Origin of the sequence: Paenibacillus sp. FSL R5-0345 (assembly GCF_000758585.1) — a bacterium.
Lineage (GTDB): Bacteria > Bacillota > Bacilli > Paenibacillales > Paenibacillaceae > Paenibacillus_AQ.
This window is the reverse complement of sequence record NZ_CP009281.1, coordinates 5,569,308-5,594,080: the sequence shown is the minus strand read 5'-3', so window position 1 is coordinate 5,594,080 and position 24,773 is coordinate 5,569,308. Positions and strand designations below refer to the sequence as shown.

Below are 24,773 nucleotides of genomic sequence, written 5' to 3'. Positions count from 1 at the left end.
CCACAAATAAAGTGGTTTGAAGGTTCTTTTGCAGTTAGAAGTTAGAAGATGGCAAAGGAGTTCATCATTTCACGAAATGACTGCGCATATTTTTCCGTACCGTAACGTGTAACCATATAATTCCTTCCTTGCTGGCGGAGTGCATTTCGCAGTGGCAGATTGTTCATTAGCTCTAACCCTTCATTGACGGCCGTTTCGATGTTGCCAAGAGGATAAAATTTGCCTGAGATATTATGCACAATAAAAGATCTAACACCGTCAGAATCCGTACTAAGTACAGGACAAGTGCAGCAAATGGCTTCTGCAACAGCATATCCAAAACCCTCTGTAATAGAAGTGGATAACAGAAACCCTCCAGAATTAGCTATGGAGGAATAATAAATCGGCATTACATGGTTAGGAATATTGGTGAAGGTACTTAGACGATCGTTCAGACCTAAGTTTTGCAATTCTTCTTGGAAGGGCTGCTTTTGATCCTCTGTGGCTAATTCAGGGTCATGAAACATCCATAAATGAAGGTTTGGTTTGTGAAGGCGAAGTTGATGGGCAATTCTCAAATATTCGCGCCAATTTTTATTGCTTTCCAGACGCCCGACCCAAGCGATGACCGGATCAGCCGGAGGCTCGGCAGGGATGTGCTGAAAGGACTGGACATCAACAATATTGGGAATGACATATCGATGTAGCCATGGACAGATTTCAATAAACAGCTCCAGTAAATGATCCGTTGGTGGAATTAGGACAGCATTACAATAGGAGCGGAAATATGGGACAGCGTCTTTGATTAGTTCTTTTGCATGACTACGTTTTCCAAGTCCTTGGGATTCGTATATCAAAATACCGCTGTAACCAAGCTCACGCAGACGCTTCAGCAATAAATAATCCGATGTAACAATAATGGCATCATAGTTATGGGTCTCAAGTACTTCTTTAATCTCCTCATCTATAGAGGAAATAAACACCGGAAAGTTAGCCTTATTCTGGCTTCCTGAACCAGGCATTAGATATAAAACATGACATTCGATCCCATCACGCTGGAGACTTTCACACCGCAGCTTATTTAAAGTCTCCACCCCGCCACTCGGTACATAAAACGTGAATAAAACTTTCATGCACGCGCCTCCTAACTTTTGCGGAGCACTACCGACTCGTTGAAATACGGCTTACTGTTTATAAGATACGCCGATATGCATTGGCAGGTGACGGTCAAACGGGCACAGTTCCAAATCCTTTCAGGATAGCTTGTTCGCCGGAAGGTCATCCTAACGACTGTTATGCTGCACACATACAACAATAGAGATGGAGGATGAATTCATGATGCGATCCAAGATCAGCATGTCAGTCTCAGCCGCATTACTTCTAGGCTTGGTGAGTATTACAGGGTGTGGGACAAATACGGCAGAGAAGACTAATGTGCAAACTAATAGTGTCCGGGGGGTAAATGACGGACGTATCGGTGTAAACTCCGTTCGCGGAGGAACGATGGGTACGCATAATATTACTAAAATGGAGGTCAGTCAGGAGCTCGCTGATCGTATTGCTGCTATGCCTGAAGTTCGCACAGCGAACGTGATGCTTGCAGGTAAGAATGCGTATGTCGCCGTAACGTTACATGATACAACTACTGGTCTGCGGGCTAAAGGTACTACATCCTATCGAGCAAAATCATCTACAGTACCTCACAATTATGGACCGACAGGGGTCATGTCGGGTACTGGAAGAGTGAAAATAGGACGCGATGGTATGAATGATACAGGGGCGGTAACGAATGGGACGAACGGAACCCTAAGAGGTACTGTGAATACAGTTCCTGGTACAACAAGTACTGGACCTGCAACCAGAAACGGAACACTTGGCATGGGGACTCTGGGTACGGGGACGACAGGTGTGGGCACTCACAGAAATGGAACAACCGGAATGGGAAGTTTGGGGACAGGAACAGGGACGACCGGAACTAGAACCCATACTTATAATAATGGACCTCTGCTGAACAGCAACGGTTCGAAACATGATGTCAATATGGGGATGGGCATTGGTAACGGAATGGGTATGGGAACTAGAAACGGCACTGGGATGACGGATGGCTTAGGAACTGGAATGGGCATTCGCAGCACCACTCCAAACTACACCAATAGTACCCATGGTACGAATTACAGAAGTAATTCTACCCACATGAACAGTACTCATTCGACTCACATGAACAACACAAATAACACTATTCATACAAAAGCAGCAGATACAGTTACAAAAGAAATTAAAGCGAAAATCGCTGCTGAAATTAAAAAACATGATGCAACCATTAAGGATGTATACGTATCAGCAAATCCAGACTTTGTAGATCGTGTCAATGTCTACGCAGAAGAGGCTCGTGCGGGTCATCCGATCAAAGGTTTTGTGGATGAATTCAGAACGATGGTTGAGCGAATTTTCCCGACTCGTAATTATTAATAAATAGTTTGATTTTTAAATAAAAAAGCAACAGTCCTCACCTTTATGGCGAGAATTGTTGCTTTTTTATTATACATCATTCTTATTTGACGTTAATTTGGCGCCCGCCAATCCATACACTTTGCAGATTCAATTCAGCATCAAGTCGCAGGATATCACCACGTTTTCCGGCTTCAAAGGTACCGATGGAGCGTTCCATTCCAATGGATATTGCCGGAGTAAGGCTTGCAGCACGGGAGGCTTCTTCTAGGCTGAGTCCTACTTCTTGTATGAGATAACGGAAGCCGCGGATCATGGTAAGTGTACTACCCGCTAAAGCGGCAGGGTTATCTTTAAGTGTGGCAATGCCATCTTGAACCAGTACAGGTAAATCACCGATCGTATATTCACCATCGCTAAGTCCAGTAGCAGACATGGCATCTGTAATTAATAACAGGTTGTTATCTTTTTTTAGATTAGCCACTAGAGAAATGGCTGCAGGATGAACATGTATGCCATCGGCGATGATCTCTGCACGTATGCGTTTATCGAACATTACAGCACCAGCAGCACCAGGCTTGCGGTGATGTAGCGGTGTCATCGCATTAAACATATGCACGGCTTGATTTAATCCGGCATCTGCCGCAGCAATAACCTCTTCAAAGGATGCATCCGTATGACCGAGCGCGGCGGTAATCCCTTGCTTACGCAGCCATAGGATAGCCTCTAATGCACCTTCGCGTTCCGGAGCCAATGTGACTTGCCGGATCATGCCCGGATAGTCGTTCTCCCATTGTTCCAGCCACTCGATATTAGCCAGAACAATATGCTCAGGATTCTGAGCACCGGACCATTTCGGGCTGATGAACGGCCCTTCCAAATGCATGCCCGCGATTTGTGTGTATGGCATCTCAGTGGCGCGATATGCATTTATTTCAGTAAATACTTGGTCAATAGCTGGCCTGGAAGCCGTCATAGTCGTAGCCAGCATGGTAGTAGTTCCTTGGGAGCTGTGAAATTTAGTGATGGCATTTAAAGATTCAGCATCACTATACATAAAGTCGTGGCCAGCCCCACCATGTACATGAACATCTACGAATCCAGGGATGAGCAGGTCTTCTGATGTTTGACCATCAGCTGGCCAGTGCGCGTAAACTTCTGGAAGCCATGTTGCCTCACCAGCGTAATGAATTTGCTCACTCGATACGGCAATTACGCCACGCTCAATTAATCCTTGGGGAGTCAGCACCTTACCAAACAGTAATTTACCTTGTTCTTTATTTATTTCAGCCATTTTCCTGCTCCTTCATCTACAAGGACGATAACATTCGGATGGCTCTGCAGTAGAGATGCAGGGCATTGGGTAGTAATCGGACCTTCAACGGCATTACGGATAGCTTCAGCTTTGCCAGCACCGCGTACTAACAGAAGAATTTGGCGTGCTTTCAGAATGCCGCCGATGCCCATAGTTATCGCTTGCCGTGGTACATCGTCCAAAGAGTCGAAGAATCTAGCATTAGCTTCCCGTGTGTCTTCAAGCAAATCAACGACATGGGTTTTGCTGCTCAGATTAGCATCTGGTTCATTGAATCCGATATGGCCGTTGCTTCCAATCCCGAGAATCTGCAAGTCAACCGGTCCGTATTCTTCCAGCATTTTGTCGTAAGCGAGGCATTCCGCTTCCATATCTGCTGCGTTGCCGTTAGGGATATGTGTCTGTGCGGGATCAATATCAATATGATTGAATAATTGCTCATTCATGAAGCTGCGATAGCTCTGCGGGTGATCGACAGGCAATCCGATATACTCATCAAGATTGAAAGAAGTGGCTTTCGAGAAGCTTACAAGCCCTTTTTGGTTCATTTCAACCAATTTAGCATAAACACCCACTGGGGAACTTCCAGTCGCAAGACCGAGCACCGCTTTAGGATTGCTTTGAAGCAGACTGGCGATAAGATTCGCACCAGTTTGTACGAAATCCTCATCACTATTGAACTTAAGAATATTCATTAAGATTGACCTCCTCGTTTGTTTCGGTAATGTTGGACATTCAAATAAGATTGCTCCAGTCTAGGAATAAAATCCCCAAAACGGGTGCTGACCATTCCAGTAAACAAAATATCAATGATGTGTAACTGGGCAATACGTGAAGCCATATCGCCTCGTCGCATTCCTTTTTCCAAGGAGGAGGAGAACAGTGGGATATCAGCTAGAGTGGCCAAGGTACTGCTGCCGTAAGAGGTTAGAGCAATAGTGCTTGCTCCACTGGCTTTGGCACATGTTAAAGCATCAATGGTCTCTGGGGTTTCTCCGGAATACGATACTGCGAACACGACATCACCTTCAGATAGCGATGAGGCAGAGGTGATCTGCATATGGGAATCGGCGAAAGCAGTACAATTCACGCCAATACGGATCAACTTTTGATAGAAATCCTGAGCGACAATGGAGGAGGTAGCCATTCCATATAGATCCACTCGCCGTGCTTGGCATAATAAATTAACGGCTTCCTGTAGTCGTTCCAGATCCAGAAGTGAAGTTGTATCTCGAATGGATGTCAGATGGTTCATTTGCATTGCTTCCACAATAACGGAGAGTGGATTACCTGCAACAATATCTTGATAAGAAGAACCGCCATCCTGAGGAGCTGCATCGCTATGAGCAATCTCAGCAGCCAGCTTTACTTTGAAATCTGGAAAACCCTTGAAATGCAGAACCTTACAAAAACGTGTAATCGTAGCAGGACTAATACCGCATTGTTCTGCGAGTTCTGTGATGCCCATATGAACAATTTCACCTGGTGATGACAGGATCCGTTCCGCCAGCTTCCGCTCCATTTGAGAGAGCTTGGACTTTTCATGCTCAAGTGCATATAAAATTGGGGACATCCATTCACCTCGACTTCTAATGTAGCCCATTGAAATTATTTTTAAGATTATTTATAAAAATAAGAAAATTATTTTCATATTCAGAATAAAACAAAATCTATCCGGATGCAAGGGGTAAAAATGAATACAAAAAGGATATTATGCAATCACGCATAAACTCATAGATTTAAATCAAAACGGCCCACTTGCAGATGACTGCGAAGTGGACCGTTTTTGAACAGCGCCTGAATTGAGCTATACCGTTGAACGTTCAATAATGCGATATTCAAGCTTATAGTGGACCGGAAGCCTATCATTATTCTGAATCTGATCATAAATGATCCGAAAAGCTGTCGTACCCATTTCGGACAATTGGTTATCTATGGTGGTCAGACCCAGCGTTCGGCCGATAGGCTGGTTGTCAAATCCAATGACGGCCAAATCCTCAGGAATTCGAATACCATTCTTCCAGGCTTCGATGATTAGACCAGCCGCAACATGATCGCCAGATATAATTAGCGCGTCAGGCCGTTCCTTCATTTGGAGCAGATGGTGAAGCACACGAACCCCATCCTCTTCCGTTACACAGTCGTATATCATCCACTCTTCAGGATAAGGCTGACCAGTTGTGTCTAGAAAGTCCCGGAAGGCGATTTGCCGGATAGAGCTGCTGCTGCCATGTTGTCTGCCTTCACAGTAACCGATCCTGCGGTATCCTTTATCATTCAAGTATTGAAGACCGCTTCGAAAAGCGGAATAGTGCTCAATATAAACGGAAGAGAACTGGCAATTCCCTCTATCTTGGCAGACCACGATGGGACCATATGCTGTATATTCTTCAATAACTTCTGAGCTCATGCTTGTAGAGACAATAACCACGCCGTCAATTTCTTTATTGCGTAGCATCTCCAGTACTTTTATTTCTTCATCAGGTTGGTAATCGGTCTGGCATAAAATTAGTCGGTATTGTGCTAAAAGTGCCTCTTGGGCTAGTCCTTCGATGATCACAGAGAAATAAAATAAGTTTATGTAAGGAATAATAACTGCAATGGCTTGCGTACGACCGGTAATCAGATGAACGGCGTTCATATTACGTGAGTAATTTAACTTTTCAATCGTATTTAGGACTGCGGTTCTTTTGGCTTCACTTACATAAGGATGATTATTAAGTACTCGCGAGACCGTTGTCACGGAAACACCAGCCATACGGGCGATTTCTTTAATATTAGCCATTCGAGAACAACAGCCTCCTTTTGGTGCTTGTGTATAGTGTATAGTCTTTTTATTCTATCATATCGTCCGTAAATTACCTCCCAAATAAAAAAGCTTGCTATGGAATCCATTTCATAAATTAGACTGTATTTGCAAGGGATTACCGGACTAAACCGGCGTAACCTAACGGGCGTGACGGACCGGTAAATCTAGCCTCATTTCTAAATGTAATGGCCATCGGATCAGCTTCTTTTAAATGCTAAGAAAAACGGTTGTCATCGTTAAAGGATGACAACCGTTTTTCTTATGGCTATGCTATGCCGTTCGTGAAGTTCTTGGTGCTCTATTGCGCAACATATCCCACACAATAAACGCAAGGACAAGCAGTTGAGGCACTAAAGTTTCCCAAGTCGGATACATCCCGAGCCAGCTTATAGAAGGCAACCCATCCTGTACATGTGCGGGAAGTTTCCCAGCGACTTGAAGGGAGTGAATGCTTTCTCCAAGAAAGCGGAACACTAAATAGTAAATAAGAAGTGTAGCTGTACGGAAGAAGGCGGCAATTGGCAATTTTGCACTTAAGGCAATAATCGCGTATCCTACAATCCCTAGAATCACTAGAGCACTTCCGATTCCTAGCAGCAACTGAGACAGTTTAATGGAAGGCGCCATCCCTACATAAAAAATAGTGGTTTCTGCACCTTCACGTAAAATCGCGAGCGCTGCTACGGAGGACAATGACCATAGATTACCCTTGGCTAACGCTCCATCCACCTGTCGACCAACATAGTTGTTCCAATTCGCAGTATTTGATTTACTATGCAACCAGCGTCCAATGGTAAGCATCATAATGACGGCAACAAGACCCGTGATGCCCTCAATCATCTCACGTGCTCCACCGGATGCAGCGCGGGAAATGGTATAGGTGAGTAGAACCGCTAATCCGATACTCGCTACAAGTCCTACAGCTGCGCCAGACCAAATCCATTTTTGTGCTTTGGCATTTCCATCGCGCTTCAGGTAAGCAAGAAGGGCAGATAATACGAGGATTGCCTCTAGTCCTTCACGAAGAAGAATAAGTGCAGCATCCCAAGCATTATAGGTTGTTTCACCTGCCAAGGGAGTCAACTCAGAGACCATATTATCCATGATCTTCAAAGCCTGATCTAGTTTAGGCGGATTAGAAAGCAGATAGCCGGTGACCGCTGCGCTTTCGTTCTCGATATTGGTATAGACCGCTGGAGAAGCGATCTGCACTTGTCCTTCAGCAGAGGGCCAATCTACGATGAATTGCTCCATGATATTAGCCGCTTCTGCGCTATTGCCTGCTTTTGCGGTGGAAGAAGCTTTATTGAGGTGGCTGATCAGTCCTTCAATAGATGCTGGTTTACTGGAAGTATCTCCAGCATCTATTGCTTTGCCTTCACTGTAATCGGCAAGCAGCTGATACAAGGCCTCGGCTTCTGATTTCGCCGACTCCTCGCGGAGCGGCTCTGCCTGCAGCGCGATGCGCAGCAGGCTTATCTTCGTCTCCAGCAAGCTGTAGACGGCGGAATTGTCGGCCCGGATGTTGCGCTCTGCCGGCTTCCATCCGCTGACGATGTCGCGGTACGCTGCCGCTGCCGCGCTCCAGTCGGCGCTGCGCACCGCATCCCGCGTGCGCTCTGCCGCGGGCAACAGCTTCGCCGCCGTCTCCCGACCGGCGGCTCCAGTGTCACCGCCGTCCGTGCCGGAGGCGGCGGTGACATACGCGTCCACGCTTCTTGCAAGCGTGGACAGTGCGGTTTTGGCGGGCGCACCATCGCCCGCCGCAAGGGCCGCCGCCGCGTCTGCAAGCGCGGCGTCAACGGCGGCAGCCGGACCGGCGAGTGCCGGGTCCGGCGTGTTCGCGTTCGTGGTGCGCCACAGCGCAGCGAACGCTTCTACATCGGCGGCGGCCGCGTCCCAGCGGCTCTGGCCGGCTTCGACGAGTGCGCTGCCGACTGGCGGCAGCAGCTCGTCGACCGAGCCATCGACCTCCGCCCCCGCCGCCGGGTTAGATAGCATCAGTATACATACGATGCTAAACAGAATCAGTACGGCTGCCTTCGATAGCAGCCGTTTATTAAGAGAGTACATCGGGATAATCCCCTTTCAATAATGGACAGGAACATTCGATTGAGAAACTTAGGGGCAAGCTTAGCCTAAAAGCGCTTCCCCGATGTAGCCGCCTTTGCGGATACCTGGGAAGCAGGCAAACACCGCGCTGCCGGTGTGCGTCATATATTCATTTAGCCGATCACTCTTGGAGAGACGCTGCTGGATCGCAACAAATTGCTTCATTAAATCCCGTTGAAAACTAATGAATAATAATCCTGCATCGAGCTGACCTGTTGCGGCATCTAATCCGCTAGAAATGGAGTAGGAGCGGCGCAGCATCTTGACTGTGCCGTCACCATGCGCTAAAGCAGAATGTGAATCCGGCGGGATGACAGGTTTCCCGGATGCATCAGCCGCTTTAAGATTCAAATCATCGAATTCATCCTTTGCACCGATAGGTGCTCCGTTATGACGATAACGGCCGAAGGTGGCTTCTTGATCGCTTAAAGAAGAACGATCCCAGACCTCAATTCGGAAACGTACACGGCGAACTGCCATATAAGTGCCGCCGCTCATCCATGAAGGACCGTCACTGCTGCTGTTCCAGACCACTTCGTTCATTTCTGCTTCATTCTTAGTGTCTGGATTTCCCGTACCGTCTTTGAAACCCAGAAGATTACGCGGCGTCGTTCCTTTAGGGTCGGCTGTGCCTGTGCGCTGGAAGCCTTCCTGAGTCCAGCGGAGTACAGCTGTGCCGCGAGCGATACGTGCCAGATTTCGGATGGCATGGAAAGCCACCTGCAGATCATCAGCGCATGCTTGGACACAAATATCTCCACCACACCACTTTGGATCCAGGTTGTCTCCCGTAAATGCCGGAAGATCGGCTAATAGGGTTGGACGCTTGGAAGATAAGCCGAATCTGCTGTCAAAAAAAGAAGGTCCGACACCAAAGGTAAGCGTACAGCGTGAAGGGTTTAAACCATCTACTTCACCTGTATCGGAGGGTGGGAGATTAGGATTATCATTGACATCGCCTATGAGGCTGCCGGTAGTAAGAGAAGCTGCGGCAGTTGTCCATGCCTGCATTAGCTTTTTAACATCGGATAGCTTTGTTGTGGTGAGATCAAAGGCTGCGAAATAAATAAAGTTCTGTGAAGGGGTTAGAATGCCGGCCTGATGACTCCCGTAAAAAGGAATGGAATCACCATCAGAGGCAACTGTTGGCTCAGCTACGGCATTGCGCGCAGCCATAATTCCGCCAACACCTCCACCACCTAATAGTAGACCGAGACTAGTGGCGCCAGTAAGCCGCAGCATATCGCGGCGGCTTAGTTTTTTATCTAATATAGGATTGCTCTTGGATTCTTCATTGAGAGGGGCACCCTCTGCACTAGCTGGTAAATCGGTAAATCTGTTTTGCTTATTCATGATGGTCACACTCCTAGAATAGTTCCCATGTTGGACAATGGCTCAGCCAAGGCATCCAAATTTTGACTCAATTTACGCACATCTTCTTCTTTCAGCTCTTCATAGGAAACATATCCATCTCCAGATTTGAAAGGAGCAAGCTCAGCTTGCAAAGCTGCAAACCGTTCACCAATCGTTTTTTCCAGCTCAGCGTCTTTTTTCGCCAGTTCTGGCTTTAACAGCTCGTATATCTTTTGGGCGCCTTCAACATTAGCTACGAAATCATAAAGATCTGTGTGGGAGTAACGTTCTTCCTCACCTGTTACTTTGGAAGAAGAAACCTCATTAAGCAGTTCTACAGCACCAGTAACGAGCAGATTAGCATCGATCTCTACGGTCTCTACTTTTGCACGCAGAAGCTGGGCATCTTTCAATAATTGGTCAGCAACCTCGGTCATATCTTTAGTTGTATTGTCCTGCCAGAGCGCTTTCTCAAGCTTGTGGAAGCCGCGCCATTCAGCAGCATCTACGTCATTCTCGCGGGCATCAATATTCGGATCCAAATCACCAAGTGCTTCTGCAATCGGCTCAATTCGCTCGTAATACATGCGGGCCGGCGCATAAAGTGCCTTCGCATCCTCAATCTTTGCTTCTTTAACTGCGTTTGTGAAATTTTCTGTTTGCTTTACAAATTCATCACATTGCTCGATGACATATGTACGATATTGCTCAACCGCTGATGTAAAGTCGGCAGTGGTTGCTGCAGAAGTATCAGATGTATTCGTTGTTGCGGTGCTTTTTGCAGCGGCATTTGTAGAGTTATTGTTGCTTGTGTTGCTATTAATGTTATCGTTGTTGCTGGTACACCCGGTAAATAGTATGGAGGCTGCAAGTAGACCTGCAGGCACGGCATATGTGAATTTCATTGAATGAAGCACCCCTTTTTTATATGTGAATGATAATCGTTATCATTTATGCTGGATTTATCATAAGTCCGTATACATTTACTGTCAATATAAAATTGTGATGTATTTCATAGTTATATTTTGCAAGACAAAAAAACTCCCGGGACTGGGAGTTGAGTTTGTAGAAAAATATCTAATTACATCCGGGTATTAGCAAGTTAACACTTCCTTTGATTTGATCATTTATTTGCGCGTAAGCAACTGCTATTGGACACATCTGCTCTTAAATGCAGCATATTTTGAGTTTGGATCGCTAACGGACCTCATACTCGCCATTGGCTTAAAAGTCACCCAACATTGACCGCTTCCTTAGTAGGAATAGCTGCACTGGGGTCCGAAACTCTGCTAAAAAGGCAATGAATTTACTAATAACGTCATCGGGGTCCTTTCTGTAACCCTCAGAAGGAGAAGATGAATAGACTGTTGAAGCGGGCAGTTAACGACCAACAACACAAAACAGCGATTCTTCCAATAATGGCTGAATCGCTGCTCTGTGTTCTTTACGATTTTTATAATTAACTGGACCGTCTCACTTATAGAAAAAAGCTACTTATCGACAGCCCCATTCTGTGTCGTCTTTAATTTATTGTTCATTATGGGATTCATGTTCCGCAGAGGGGTGATTTTTGAATACTTCTGCGGCTTCCTCAGCAGAGAATTCCGGTTCAAATTTTCCCACTAGTGGCAATTTGTTTAATTTCGTAGTTTGTACCTCTGCTTTAGTAGGTTGATTATTTTTCGAGTTACTCATATTTACACCTCCTTTAATAAGAAACAACAAGTTGTAGTTTGCCCTGTAAGGAGATGATTTTATCCAAGAAAATTTCAACGTTTTGCAGGTGTAAGCCCTCACTAAAGCCATGTAATTAGCCCCGGATGGTTAAGCCCATTTTGTAGTTATGACAGCACCATTAACTTCATCAATACATAATATGTTTTGACTGTATCCCTTTACCTTGTTATACCAAACAAACCCAGGGCAAGGAGGGGTGACACCATTGAAGGGGAACGAACACCACAGCAAATTTCTGTTGACTCATCGTGAGCGCGAAGTTTTCGAGCTTCTCGTGCAGGACAAAACGACTCGTGATATCGCTGGTTTATTATTTATCAGCGAAAAAACAGTTCGGAACCACATCTCCAAGGAGATGTGGTTTGAAATACGTACCATGAATAGCATGAGTGTAGGGAGACTATTTATGATTAAGATTTTATGTACTTCTTTATTCTTCAATATTCTTAATAATTTCTTTACAAACATAAACCAAACTCCTCTTGTGGAAAAAAAGTATAGGTCATGTTTAAAACTTAAGTGCACAATAAAAATGGAGCGAATTTGTTATAGCACTAATTCTAAAAACTATAATAAGCGAATATCATTGCTAAGTAATAGAAGAGAAGGAAATTGAGTGTAGGCGAATTTTTTTATAAGGTTCAAAGGGATGCTGATTATTTCGATAATAAGTAACGAGTACCAGTTATATAAAGCGAGATAAACGAGAAGATTAGGTATGGATAAATATGGGTAAGATAATTATAGTTGTACCTATAATATTTCTTTGGTATATTTACTATTGTCAATAAAAATTAAGGAGGACCTGCTATGAGTAAAGATTTATGGGATTTTATTGGAGTCTCAAGATCTTCTAGTGGTGAGGCCAATCAAATTCTGGATATTATTATCTTTAAAATGTTTGGTGCATTGGAAAATTTTCTTAATATGCCATATCAAAATTATCGCGATTTAGACGAAATGATTAAAGACGGTATTTATAAAGATAATCAATATACCTACTTTTGGAAATGGTTTAAGGATTATGGCCAGTTGGCACTACATAAAATATCTTCAACGCAGTTTATTAATTCGGATGATACTTTAGATTGTCTTGAGGATCGATTGTTTATTATCGAGTCAGATATTGATAACGGGTTAATTTCAAGTGTGTTTGAGTCAATTGCTAGTACATTTACAGCAATTGAAAATTTAATTAGTACTTATGAGGAATTGGCTACCTCTAAAGGGGATTATTATAAATCAATTTATACAGAAATTGTTGAACAGGTACGAAAATCAGAACCCTATAAAAATTTTAACTTTCAAAACTCTGTTGCTATCGAGCAACAGAGTTTTTTATTGTTTCAATTGTAACAATTTGTAACCTCTTGTATGTTATATTAATTTATATGTACATATTTGTTATGAGGAGAGATATTATTTGGTTACTCATGATTCTGAATTTTATTTAAAAGCTTATAATTTTGCTAGAATTGGAGTTCAATTAGAAAAGGTCATTCTAGAAGAAATAACTACAAAAAAAAATTGCGATGAAGTCGATGCTAATTATGTTGTTAAATTAGAATTTGGCACAAAGACTACCGTTATTGATGAAGAGACTGTCGATGGCTATTTACGCATAGTTGTTAATCTTCAACAAGAAGAAAATGACTCCAATGATTTAGAAATTGTTGTTGTTTATCGCGGTAGATTTGTTAGAAATCCTGAATCTTCAATTACAAATCTAGAACAATGGGTTGATATGCAAGTTGTACCTTTGTTATTGTCCTACATTCGTATGACTGTTTCAAATGTATCTGTTCAAATGGGCTTTGATCCAATAGTAATTCCTACAATGGATGTTTTGGAATCAGTAAAATTGAATACGGAAATCAATCAAAGTCTTGAGGATGATATTAATGTCGATTAACAGGATTAATTTCTTTTATTCGGATCGTCCTTATCCAACATTGGAACCTGTAGCAGGACAGATTGCTGATTTTCTATATCGATATCAAGGACAACTTCCAAATTTTGTTGAATTTATGAGAATAAGTTCATCGTGGCGAAAAAATGATTACCAAAACAAATTACTAAGCTGGGCATCAAGAAAAAGAGGTCGGAAAAGAGTAGCTGCAACTGATATTGAAATGTTAATCACTTCTGCGGAGAATTTTTTTAATGTGTGCAAAACAGATGAGGAAATTAAAAAAATTAGGGGTCTTATTCCAGAAAAATTAGTTGAGAAAGTACTCAATAATAGGTATAAAGGTAAAACCTGTAAGATGGGTTTTGGAAAAGGTGTTGAAATTGATAGAAAAAAAATAAAATATATATGCCTTGCTGCTTATAAAGAAGAAGAAGATAGTGATGAGAATCGACAGAGTGTAGATGCTGGCGTATGGGATGGTAATCGAGGAGAATTTATTGAGGTGAAGTTTAATCCTGGAGCTTTCCATAGCAAAGATATTAATTATCTTCGACTATTAAAAGAAAAATTGGATGATGCAGAATTATTGCATACTGTGTATTTGATTTCTCTAGGAGATAAAAATTTAACTCGAAAAAAATTAGAGTCTATAGATAAGTGGAATGATTCAGAATTTGTTATCATTGGTAGTGATGAGTTATTTCAATTGGAAGATGCAGAAACAAGACCTGCTTCTTGAGAAAGAAAATTTATAAAAAAAAGAGCTTGATTCGGAGTTGAAATCGAATCAGAGCTCTTTTTTTCATTATTATGAATTTGTTTTTCATTATAACGGATAGCATCTCTTTTTTTACCCATACTACTTATTATCAAGCTTTGAAAACAGCTCTATACCTTGTTCTAAATTGTTAGTGAAATACTGAAATGCTTCTGGTGATTCATTATGTAATTTTATGAGCAAGGAGTTAATTCGATTTAATTGCTGCTCAGTTGCTGAATCTACTTCTACGTCTGAACTGGAATGTCCCAAGTCATTTAGTATTTTTTCAAGGATTGTTAATTGTATTGTTTCAGTTTTACCAGTCTCAAAATTACTAAGATAGCCCGTAGATACTCCTAGCGATTGAGCGTAGTCGCTTAATCCAATGTTTCTCTGAAGCCTCATATTTCTGACTTGTTGCCCCAATGTTTTCATGGAACACCCCCTAATATTGATTATACGCCACAAAATTTGGATTTTGAAAGATGTAAATAACGATTATTAATGAGCAAAAGGAGGATTTGTATCAGACCATCTGATGTAACCAAAATAAAGATAACAAATATTACGTATGTCCATGATCCAGAAGCTATGCAAAAATGGTTGGCCTTGTATGTGGATTTGTTTAAAGAAGCTTTGAATTCAGAATTAGCAAATTTGAGCGAGGATGAGCATACCCTTTTAGAGAGGGAGGTGGAGGAGTTATGAGAACTGTCTTGTACTGCCGCTCATCAATTAACTCACAAGAAAATTCGATTTCCATGCAGAGAACTATTTCGGAAGCTGTTGCTGCTCAGCGCTCATTGTTAATTGATGAAGAATACATTGATACAGCGGTCTCGGCACGTATAAATGAGATTAGTGATAGACCCAATCTTGCCCGATTACTTTCTGACATTAAAAGAGGGAATGTAAAAACTTTGATCGCCTACAAACGCGACCGCTTAGCACGTAATGTTGGACAGCATTTAGAAATTTACGAGCTATTAAAGAAATATAACGTTCAGGTTATTTTTTCGGCTAGTAATGAACTCCCCCTGCAGTATTCACCAGCAGGGGAGTTTTTTGAATTGGTCATTGCTGGATTTAACGAGAGAGAGGTAAATCAAATCGCACTTCGGATCAGAGATACTAAACTTGCTCTATTTTCCGATGGGAAAAATCATGGAGGAAAATTGCCTTTTGGCTACTACCTTGATGCAGAAAAGGATATACAACCCGATCCAATGAAAGTCGAAACGATCGTTAGTATTTTCAATGAACTATTAATCACTGAATGTCGTACATTCAGTGATTTTGTTAGGCATGTAGAGTCTAAGGGGATTATTGAAAAGAGTAAAAACAATTATAACAAAATTAAAAAGTATATAACCACGCCTGAATATATGGGTTTTCGTAGAGCGAAGTTTAATGAGGATATTGTCGAAATTGAACAAAAACGTTTGAGAATTATTAACGAAGATAAATGGAATCAAGCCCAATTGATACTTAAAACATTAATACAAACTAGAGGTAAGCAAAAATCGGAAATAGCAATGCTTGATGAACTTGTATTCTGTACGACATGTAATAAACCAGCAAAAAGAAAGTTAATTTCAATGGCTGGAAAAGAATTCGTTATGTATTATTGTAGCGCCCATTATCGAAACAAGTTTCCTCAACAAGTATTAGAGAATTACGTTTTAGAAGAAGCAACCAAGTGGGTTCAAAATATAGCCGAATCTGAAAACAGCGTTATGCTGATGGATGTAATTAATCAAGTGGATGCAGAAAGTTCAGCTAATCTTATAGAGGTAGAACAGAAAATGAGAATATTAAACGATAAGATAATTGGATTAACGGAACAGTGGGTTCTCAATAAAGATCCAAATACCCAGGAAAGAATGGTAACCGTTTATTCAAAATTAGTTCAATTCGAGAACCAAAGAAAGCTACTCTTGAGAACTCAGAATTTTATAACGATGTATCCAGCAAGAATTCAAGCTATATGGGCACAGTTAAATGTTCAAGATAAGCTCGCTAAGATGAATAGTGTGGAGATAGCTGAAGTGTTACATGATATTGTGCAAAAAATTGAAATTGGTCCTCCTGATTTCTTTCCCCGAATTGAATTGAAACATCCGTTTTTTGAATTAATAAACTCTAAGGATGGTGAAATTACAATTGCATTTAACAGCGTTGATTAGTCCTGGAATGAGGGGAGTATTTTACGGTAGACATTCAACAGACAAGCAAACGATGGATGCTCAGAGAAGTATGGCTTTAGAGGTTATTCGGAAGTATGAATGTGAATTTGTGGGTGAGTACTTAGATACAGCAGTCTCAGCAAGAAAAATAGATCTGAAGGGTCGCAATGGTATATCAATTTTACTCGCCGACGCTCATTTAAATAAATATGACTTTGTAGTTATTTCACAGCATGACCGACTAGCAAGAAAACCAAGCGAACATCAAGAGATACGCACAACTTTAAAAAAATATAAAATTCCCGTTATCATTGCGAGTACAGAAAGCCTTTATGATTCAGGGGATCTTTTAGTTGATCTAATCAAGGATGGCAACTCAAAATTCGAAGTAGATAACACCCGCGTTCGGACTAGGGATACAATGTATACTTTTTTTAGACAAGGGAAATGGCGTGGCGGTAAGCCTCCTTTTGGATATCGTTATGATTCACAAACAAAACTCTTCGAAGCGATTGAACACGAGCACTTGTTAGAAAAAGCTATTTTCGACATGTATTTAGGGTATTTAGGGTTCGATAAGATTGCTCAGAAATTACCGCACTCCTCTTATGAGGGTACTGATTGGACTGACCAGGCTGTTCGAGCCGTGATAACGAATCCTTTTTATGCGGGATATTTGGTACGGGGAAGAAAGAAAGAGCGAGCAAACAATTCATTTAATGATCGATCAAAATGGGAGATGCTACAGAGCGATAGAATTCCAGCAGCTGTCACATTAGATAAGTGGGAAAGATGCTGGGAGCTATATGAACAGAGGGTTAATGGTAAGGTTCCTCCACGGCGTTTTAAAACGAGCTTTTTACTAAAGGATCTTCTGAAATGTGAAATGTGTGGAAGTTATTTGGTGGGTAAAGATAAAAGAACCAAGGGCAAATCAGGACGGAAATACGGGATAATGTTCTACTGGTGTTCCTCTTGTGATTATAGGGTAGAATTAAGCAAGGCTCATGAAATAATTGATTTTTTATTGGCGAGTTTGCGATCTCAGCATAAAAATGTTGTTATTGAGAAAGTATTAACGAGTATCAACGATGACATTCTGAACTTGAACAACGAATGTGATATGCTCAACAAAACAATATTTAATTTTAAGGAGCAACTTAATAAAGTTAATTCTGAAATCGATCAGCAATTTAATATTCTCCATGGTATGGATGTAGAAGAAGTAGAAGAAATCAGGGACAATGTAAAGATACTTATTCGGATATTAACACTGTCTAAACAAAGCTACGAACAAAAGATTAGTATAGTAGATAAACAATTGATACAGCGTCAAAATCAAATTAAGCAAATTCAAAAATTACAGCTTAATCAAGAAGGTCTTGAAAGCAAGTTGAAGAAAATTAAATTGGAACATTTAAAGCGGCAACAAAATACAAAAGATAAAAAAGATGAGTACGATTCGAGATTACTTCGTGGTTTATTATTCGAGTTTGTACAAGAGATCAGCATAGATCGTGTAGGGAATGTTAGAATTAACGCTCGACATGACTTGCTATATACTGAAGTGAAGTGACTTGTTTCAGCAATGAAGCAAGTCTTTTTTTATATCTCGGTTATTAGGTCAATAACTAGAATAATAGGAAAGATCAGAACTCGGTTCTTTCTTAGACACTCGATCCCGAGGCTTGTATAAAACCGAGTTTTAATAGGCTTGTACCCTCCTTAAACCTTGCGGTATATAAGGCTTCTTAGTTTCTACAGTTATTAAGGGATGACTGTTCAAATAAGTAGCTCGGTTATTAGGTCATGATGAAATAGACGTTCCTAGTATTCTGTATACTATTACTATCAGTTGCATGGTACAATTTACCTAGTTATTTCGTATGTTTATGAAATTATTAGTAACGGTTAGATATCAAATACCGAATAGGTGGATAAAATGGATAAACAAATCGAACAGCAGTTATCGAATAGAATAGCGAATTGGAAAAAGAACCTCATCGATATGAGCAAGAGGAACACACTACTCAATTTCAAACCAAAGAAGACAAATAGCGTGAATTTTTTAGATGTCCCTTCAGATTTATACGAATCGTTGGTGGGAGAAGAAAAACAATTAGAATGTGATAAATTGTCTACTCAATTTTCTCAACAAATTGAAAAGATTAATTTATTGACTATTGAAGAGTTGGAAAAGAAAAAGCGGATTGCAGAAGAAACTCAAAATTATACTAAGATCTTAAATAAGCTTAGAACTGCAGCGAAGACACGTATGAATGAACAAGGAATAAATATTTCTTATTTATCATTTGGAGTTTTGAAATGGAAAGAAACACAACTTTCGACCTCATCAGATTTCCTTGCTCCGTTACTTTTAGTTCCTGCTACCTTAAAAAGAACTAGTGCGAATGCCCCATTTACTTTGAATCAGTTTGAAGATGAAATTGTGATTAATCCATTTTTAGCACATATGTTGCAGGAGCAGCATGGTATTACTTTGCCTGAGCTCCCTGAAGATCCAGCAAGCATTAACGTTAATGAATTATGGGCAGAAATAAGAGAATTAGTTATTAATCTTGAGGGATGGAGCGTCGAAGAAGACGTTTATTTATCTTTATTCTCCTTTAATAAGCTGGTTATGTATAAGGACATGGAAACTTATAAAGATATAATTGAAAGTCATCCACTAATCAGAGAGATTGCGGGTGTTTCAAACGAGGAGAGTAGAAAACAAACATTTGATCATACACGAGTTCCTGATGAAAGTAGTATGGATCGGGAAGTTCCTTCCCATGAAATATTCAATATACTCGATGCGGATTCAAGTCAGCAACAGGCAATATTGGCTGCTAAAAACGAGATGAGTTTTGTTCTTCAGGGCCCACCAGGCACAGGGAAGAGCCAAACCATCTCCAATATTATTGCAGAGAACTTGGCAAACAATAAAAAGGTTCTATTTGTAAGTGAAAAAATGGCGGCACTAAATGTGGTGAAAAGTCGCCTAGAGAGTGAAGGGTTAGGAGATTTTTGTATTGAAATGCATAGTCAAAAAGCCAATAAGAGACAGGTTCTAGATGAAATAAATCATGTATTAAATATACAAGAATCAAATAAGAAAATATCCAAGGAAGTATACAGCCAAATAAATGTCATAAGGGAGAAATTAAATACATACTCAGAAAAGGTTCATTTAGCCAGAGAACCGTATGATAAGTCAGTATACGAAGTACACGGGATACTCTCTAGGCTGCAAAATGTCCCAGAATTCGCAGTGGATTTTAGCATTAGTCCAACAACTGAGCTCGAATCAATTTACAGATTATTATCTGATCTAGAACGTTATCGGGCCTCCGTTTATAAATCTGACTTTCATCCATGGGAAGGCTATAACGATGAGAGCTTCTCACTGGAAATAAAATCAAAAGTGAAAAAATTTCTTGAGAAGATGAGAGATCAAGTAGAAGATACGACAAAAGTTGCATCAGATATCGAATTTTCTACGGGACTGAAGATCGCTACTCTTGATGAATTAAAGAAGGCAACTAACATATTGGATATGGCTAAGCATTCTCCTTTACCTCCAATGGGGTGGTTTGATAAGAGGAATATCTCCCAAATCATTAGTGATGCAAAAAATTATCAAGAGAGATTTTCAACATTTCTTGATGACAAAAAGAAGCTAACTACAAAGGTCAATGAAAATATATTAGAGGAAAATCGTCTTCAAGATCTTTATAACGAGCTATATATTGAAAATGAACAGTTTATTTCGATGATTCCTGAAACAAAACTGAACGAACTTTTGTTAACTAAAAGTGCATTAATAAATGGGATCGATGATATCTTACATTTGTTCTCTAATGCCTCTAATTATGCCGAAATAGCTTCTCGTCTTGGAATACAGCAGCTGGAAAATGCTAAAGAACTAAGCCAGTTGTTAAGATATCTTACTTTGCTAAACCAAAGTGTAACTCCAACAGAGGACTGGTTTGATGAGAAGAGATTTGCAAATCTCTTGAATCAAGCCATGAATACAAAGGAAAAGTACCTAGAGAATACATCATTACGAGGTGACTTATTATCTAAATATAATCCATCCTTTTTAGAAATTAATGCTGAAAAAGCTTTGATTGATTTTGATGTTAATGAGTCTCTTGTTGAATCATTTAGAAATTCTAAAAGATCAGTAACAGAGGATGTTATTTTATATGATCAAAAATCAAAGGTGAAAAATTTACTCGGCGATTTTTTCAGTAAAATAAAATCATTAAACACATATAAAATGGAGTTCGAGTCATTATTCGGAGTAGAATTAACAAACCTTTCCTTGATTGATAATCTAGAAATTGTGATTAGATTTATCGCGAGAACTCCTAAGCCACTGGAAAGTTGGTTTGACTTAAATAATTACCGTGATATACAAACGATTATTCGAGAGGGAAAAGAGTTATTTAGCAAATATCAAATAGAGTTCGATAAATTTACTAAGGTATTTGAAGAAGAAGCATATGACGAGCGTATTTACGATATTTTCGAACGGTGTGAAGGTCAGTACCAGTCATTTTTGAGGGTTTTTAATGGTTCCTATAAAAAGGATTTGAAATGGCTAAAGTCTAATCTAAAATCAAATGAAAAATTAGACTTTGATACGTTTCAGAAACATGTTCGAAATATTAAACGAGTGATGGATTACAAAAAGTCCATTAATAAAATGGAATCTGAGTTACAGTCATCACTGGGCTGGCATTACCAGGCATCTGATACAAATTGGTTTACCATCGAACAAGCACTATCGACTACGAGAGAGATCGTAGAATGGCATCAAGGACGAAGCATGACTGTATCATTAAGAGAACTTTTACTTAGACCTGCGGGTAAAATTGAGGAATTAAAGACTTCATTTGCCCAGATGAAGCAATTAAATAACGATTTGAAAAAAAATATCAATCTGATTCAAAATGAGTATTCGAATTTAATGAATTTATCTGGTACAGATGCTTCCAAGGTCAATTTAGAACAATTATTTTCTAAGCTTCAGATTGAATCGGAGAATGTGGATTCGTATTTTAATTTTGTAGATGAATTTAGTAAGCATCTTCTGAATCCAATGAGTTTGAACGTGAGCTCCTTAAAACAAGATTTGAAAAAGATTATTATCCTTAAGCAGAAATCTACAGAGCTAGACGAAAGTTATGAAAGTAACATTGATATTCTGGGGAGTTCTTTTAAAGGTAATGATACGGAATGGGATATGCTCATTAAGTTTATCAGAGAGTTTAATTTGTTATTTAAAAGTAATATTCAGATTACTCAAGAGTTTAAAACAGCAATGCTCAGTGGAGAGGAATTTAATGTTGATATTGCACCTCTTGTACAATGTTTAAGTAGCATTGAAAAAGAAATTCCAAAGTATCGGGAGACACTACCAAAATTCTTCTCGGGTTACGAAGGCCCAGAATTGTATTGGCCATATAATGAATTTGGAAATACACTTACGTCAATAAAACGGCTAGTTGAAGAATGGCAGTATGGATTCTCTAAAATCAGCTCATATTTTATGAACAATGACTTATCATTTGATGAAATTAGAAATACTTTAGAGATGGCAGTCCGCGTGAAAATATATAAGCAGCTTATCGATAACGAGTTGGAGAATCTTAAAGTTGTATTCGGTGATCGATTTACTGGCTACAACACAAATTGGGAACAAATCTTTGATGCACTAGCTTGGGCGGATGAATGGCATGATTTGTTTAATAATATAGAAATGCCGACTAAGTTGCTGGATTATGTTACTTCGGAAGGAAATGGAAACAAAAGCGACATCATGGAGTGGCTAGAGCAGGCAGAAAAAGAATTAGAAAAATACATGGACCTCCAAAAAGATCTGCATTTGTATTTCACTGTATCAGTTATTTTCAAGGAATTAGATTTCTCTGAGCTCAAACTGGTGGAGCTTATTCATTTTTCAGAAGTTCGTATTGATTCAATTGATCTTTTGGAAGACTGGATCAGATATCGACGTCTTGAAAATCTTGCGTCCAAGCTAGGTCTCGGTAAATTTATGCTCGCCATAAAAAGTGAGAGTATTGACGATTTTACCTTTAAGGATCTATTCCAAAAAAGATTTTTCACTCTTTGGCTGGATCAAATTTATAAAAACGAACCTCTTTTATTTGATTTTGACGCAGAGGAAATGAATACTGATGTAACTACTTTTAGAAAGCTAGATGTAAAGAGCAATCAGTTGAATGTCCATCGTATAAAAGAGAGATTAGAAACCAACCGAACCCATGCGGTTAATTCACTTGCATTTCGTCGAGAACTACAAATTATACAAGCGGAAATAGGAAAGAAGAAAAGACACTACCCAATAAGAAAATTATTAAATCTGACAGCGCCTTTATTCATGGAAATAAAACCATGTTTACTTATGAGTCCGTTGTCTGTAAGTCAATTTTTGGATGCTTCTGTAATTCAGTTTGATTTGGTGATTTTTGATGAAGCATCACAAATATTCTCTGAAGACGCGATCGGAGCTATTGTGCGTGGAAAACAGTTGATTGTGGTAGGTGATACAAAACAATTGCCTCCAACGAATTTTTTCCAAAGCAGTACGATTGAAGAAGATTTCGATGATGAACAAGAAGAGGATCAAGAAGTTTCATATGAAAGTATACTGGATGAGTGCGCTCATGTTCTTCCTCCAATTAATTTGCGATGGCATTATCGTAGTAAACATGAGTCATTAATCACTTTTTCGAATGAAGCTTTTTATCACAATAATTTGATCACTTTCCCAAGTTCGGATAACGGTCCATATTTGGGAACAGAATTTGTTTATGTTAATGATGGCGTATATGATCGAGGCGGAAATAAAACGAATAAAAAAGAAGCAGAACAGATTGCAAATTTAGTCTTTGAGCATTTTAAAGAACACCCTAATCAATCTCTAGGAGTAATTGCATTCAGTGAGGCTCAAGCTTCTGCTATAGAGAATGAACTGACCATATTAAGAAATGCAAATCCGTTATTTGAACGTTTCTTCCAAGAAGGGGCTCATGAAGAGTTTTTCATCAAAAGTCTGGAGAATGTTCAAGGTGATGAACGAGACGTCATTTTCTTAAGCGTGGGCTATGCCAAGGCAGCTGATCAAACGTTGCATTACAATTTTGGACCATTAAGCAAAGCTCGTGGAGAAAGACGGTTAAATGTAGCTGTTACCAGAGCCAAATATCATATGAAACTAATTAGCTCCCTAAAGCCATCTGATTTATCCGACGCAAAAGTAAGCGGGAATAGTGGTTTACGCTTACTAAAGGACTATATGCAAACCACTATGGATGGCAAGTTGCCGATTAGCATGACAGCGCATAAAGAGATGGAGTTTGACTCACCTTTTGAAGAGGATGTATTCAAAGTTCTTACGGACATGGGATACAAAGTTAAAACTCAAGTTGGTTGCTCAGGCTATCGTATTGATTTAGCTATTGTTGATCCACTGAATGAAAATAAGTTTTTGTTGGGTATTGAATGCGATGGAAAGGCTTATCATAGTTCAAAAGTCGCGCGGGATAGAGATCGGTTGCGTTAACAAGTTTTAGAGGGGTTAGGTTGGAAAATTTATCGAATTTGGTCACAAGAGTGGTTTAAAAAGCGGAGATTTGAAGTTAATCGGCTTGAGAATTATATAGAAACAATAAGATACTTAGTTTAGATATTAGAAAAATAGCGTGCGAATTTATAATAAATTCGCACGCTATTTTTCTTTCCAGATTTCTATGTTGTTTTTTTGATTTATTTTCGCAAACTTTCATTTTCTTTTTTTAATTGTTGAACCAGATTTTGAAGATAGGTGATCTGTTCATCTTTGTCTTTTCCGATAAGATATCCGTTAATATCGCCATTATAAATGTATTCAGTAGGAATACGTCTTGTTTTTTGACGAATAACCGTTATCATTTTTTCACTCTCAAGCTGCGTAATTACTCGATGAGCTGTAGCTAAGGCTACATCTGCATTCTTAGCAACATTTGATATCTTCTCACTAAATCGTCTTGAACCAATTGCCTTAACTTTAGTTACAAAATAATTAAGTACCTTATCGATATTTTCTTGTGACGGCTGATAATAATTCATAATGCACCTCCTTTAAATTA

General features: G+C 40.0%; 18 protein-coding genes and 1 pseudogene. 8 read left to right on the top strand and 11 right to left on the bottom strand.

The features are described from left to right. Positions 1–41: 41 nt before the first annotated feature. Entirely contained in the window at positions 42–1,112 is a 1,071-nt protein-coding gene (locus tag R50345_RS24610; RefSeq protein WP_042130835.1) for a glycosyltransferase family 4 protein, read from the bottom strand. A 202-nt stretch (positions 1,113–1,314) separates the two neighbouring features. Here R50345_RS24610 and R50345_RS30495 point away from each other — a divergent pair, with 202 nt between their 5' ends. After that, entirely contained in the window at positions 1,315–2,448 is a 1,134-nt protein-coding gene (locus R50345_RS30495) for a YhcN/YlaJ family sporulation lipoprotein (RefSeq protein WP_052414725.1), read from the top strand. A gap of 82 nt (positions 2,449–2,530) precedes the next feature. On the opposite strand, the gene nagA is transcribed toward R50345_RS30495, so the two are convergent. The 8 genes from nagA to R50345_RS31755 form a co-directional block, all read right to left on the bottom strand. Beyond that, positions 2,531–3,721 carry an N-acetylglucosamine-6-phosphate deacetylase gene (nagA, locus tag R50345_RS24600; RefSeq protein ID WP_042130834.1) on the bottom strand — a complete coding sequence of 397 codons (1,191 nt, stop codon included), beginning with the start codon at positions 3,719–3,721 and terminating at the stop codon, positions 2,531–2,533. Continuing rightward, entirely contained in the window at positions 3,709–4,437 is a 729-nt protein-coding gene (gene nagB, locus R50345_RS24595) for a glucosamine-6-phosphate deaminase (protein WP_042130833.1), read from the bottom strand. The genes nagA and nagB overlap by 13 nt, the downstream gene beginning before the upstream one ends. After that, positions 4,437–5,315 (bottom strand): MurR/RpiR family transcriptional regulator, encoded by an 879-nt coding sequence (locus R50345_RS24590; RefSeq protein ID WP_042130832.1) that lies wholly within the window; start codon positions 5,313–5,315, stop codon positions 4,437–4,439. Before R50345_RS24590 ends, nagB begins: the two co-directional genes overlap by 1 nt. A gap of 234 nt (positions 5,316–5,549) precedes the next feature. After that, positions 5,550–6,527, bottom strand: coding sequence for a LacI family DNA-binding transcriptional regulator (locus R50345_RS24585; RefSeq protein WP_042130831.1), 978 nt, complete (start codon positions 6,525–6,527; stop codon positions 5,550–5,552). Positions 6,528–6,821: 294 nt separating this feature from the next. After that, positions 6,822–8,624: an FTR1 family iron permease gene (locus R50345_RS24580; protein ID WP_042130830.1), complete on the bottom strand. Its 1,803-nt coding sequence runs from the start codon at positions 8,622–8,624 to the stop codon at positions 6,822–6,824. A gap of 60 nt (positions 8,625–8,684) precedes the next feature. Next, positions 8,685–10,016, bottom strand: a complete 1,332-nt coding sequence (efeB, locus tag R50345_RS24575; RefSeq protein ID WP_081954179.1) for an iron uptake transporter deferrochelatase/peroxidase subunit — start codon at positions 10,014–10,016, stop codon at positions 8,685–8,687. Positions 10,017–10,021: 5 nt separating this feature from the next. Beyond that, positions 10,022–10,921 (bottom strand): iron uptake system protein EfeO, encoded by a 900-nt coding sequence (gene efeO, locus R50345_RS24570; RefSeq protein WP_042130829.1) that lies wholly within the window; start codon positions 10,919–10,921, stop codon positions 10,022–10,024. Positions 10,922–11,543: 622 nt separating this feature from the next. Beyond that, positions 11,544–11,711, bottom strand: coding sequence for a hypothetical protein (locus R50345_RS31755; protein WP_167348515.1), 168 nt, complete (start codon positions 11,709–11,711; stop codon positions 11,544–11,546). Between the two features lie 247 nt (positions 11,712–11,958). Between R50345_RS31755 and R50345_RS24565 the strand changes: the two are divergent. From R50345_RS24565 to R50345_RS24550, 4 genes and pseudogenes are all read left to right on the top strand, one after another. Next, a pseudogene (locus R50345_RS24565) lies at positions 11,959–12,111 on the top strand (LuxR C-terminal-related transcriptional regulator); the annotation flags it as partial. 452 nt (positions 12,112–12,563) lie between these two features. Further along, a complete protein-coding gene (locus R50345_RS24560; protein ID WP_042130828.1) occupies positions 12,564–13,109 on the top strand; it encodes a hypothetical protein in 546 nt (181 codons plus the stop codon). Positions 13,110–13,176: 67 nt separating this feature from the next. Next, positions 13,177–13,665, top strand: coding sequence for a hypothetical protein (locus R50345_RS30490; RefSeq protein ID WP_052414724.1), 489 nt, complete (start codon positions 13,177–13,179; stop codon positions 13,663–13,665). Continuing rightward, a complete protein-coding gene (locus R50345_RS24550) occupies positions 13,655–14,404 on the top strand; it encodes a hypothetical protein (RefSeq protein WP_042130827.1) in 750 nt (249 codons plus the stop codon). Before R50345_RS30490 ends, R50345_RS24550 begins: the two co-directional genes overlap by 11 nt. Before the next feature lie 120 nt (positions 14,405–14,524). On the opposite strand, the gene R50345_RS24545 is transcribed toward R50345_RS24550, so the two are convergent. Further along, the gene (locus R50345_RS24545) at positions 14,525–14,860 is read right to left on the bottom strand and encodes a helix-turn-helix domain-containing protein (RefSeq protein WP_042130826.1); all 336 of its coding nucleotides are present in this window, start codon (positions 14,858–14,860) and stop codon (positions 14,525–14,527) included. Between the two features lie 269 nt (positions 14,861–15,129). Between R50345_RS24545 and R50345_RS24535 the strand changes: the two genes are divergently transcribed. The 3 genes from R50345_RS24535 to R50345_RS30485 all read left to right on the top strand — a co-directional run bounded on the left by R50345_RS24535 (position 15,130) and on the right by R50345_RS30485 (position 24,208). After that, the gene (locus tag R50345_RS24535) at positions 15,130–16,611 is read left to right on the top strand and encodes a recombinase family protein (RefSeq protein WP_042130824.1); all 1,482 of its coding nucleotides are present in this window, start codon (positions 15,130–15,132) and stop codon (positions 16,609–16,611) included. Continuing rightward, positions 16,574–18,187, top strand: a complete 1,614-nt coding sequence (locus R50345_RS24530; RefSeq protein ID WP_081954178.1) for a recombinase family protein — start codon at positions 16,574–16,576, stop codon at positions 18,185–18,187. The genes R50345_RS24535 and R50345_RS24530 overlap by 38 nt, the downstream gene beginning before the upstream one ends. A 366-nt stretch (positions 18,188–18,553) precedes the next feature. Next, positions 18,554–24,208, top strand: coding sequence for a DUF4011 domain-containing protein (locus tag R50345_RS30485; RefSeq protein ID WP_052414722.1), 5,655 nt, complete (start codon positions 18,554–18,556; stop codon positions 24,206–24,208). Positions 24,209–24,411: 203 nt separating this feature from the next. On the opposite strand, the gene R50345_RS24520 is transcribed toward R50345_RS30485, so the two are convergent. Beyond that, positions 24,412–24,753: a hypothetical protein gene (locus R50345_RS24520; protein ID WP_042130823.1), complete on the bottom strand. Its 342-nt coding sequence runs from the start codon at positions 24,751–24,753 to the stop codon at positions 24,412–24,414. Between the last annotated feature and the right edge of the window lie 20 nt (positions 24,754–24,773).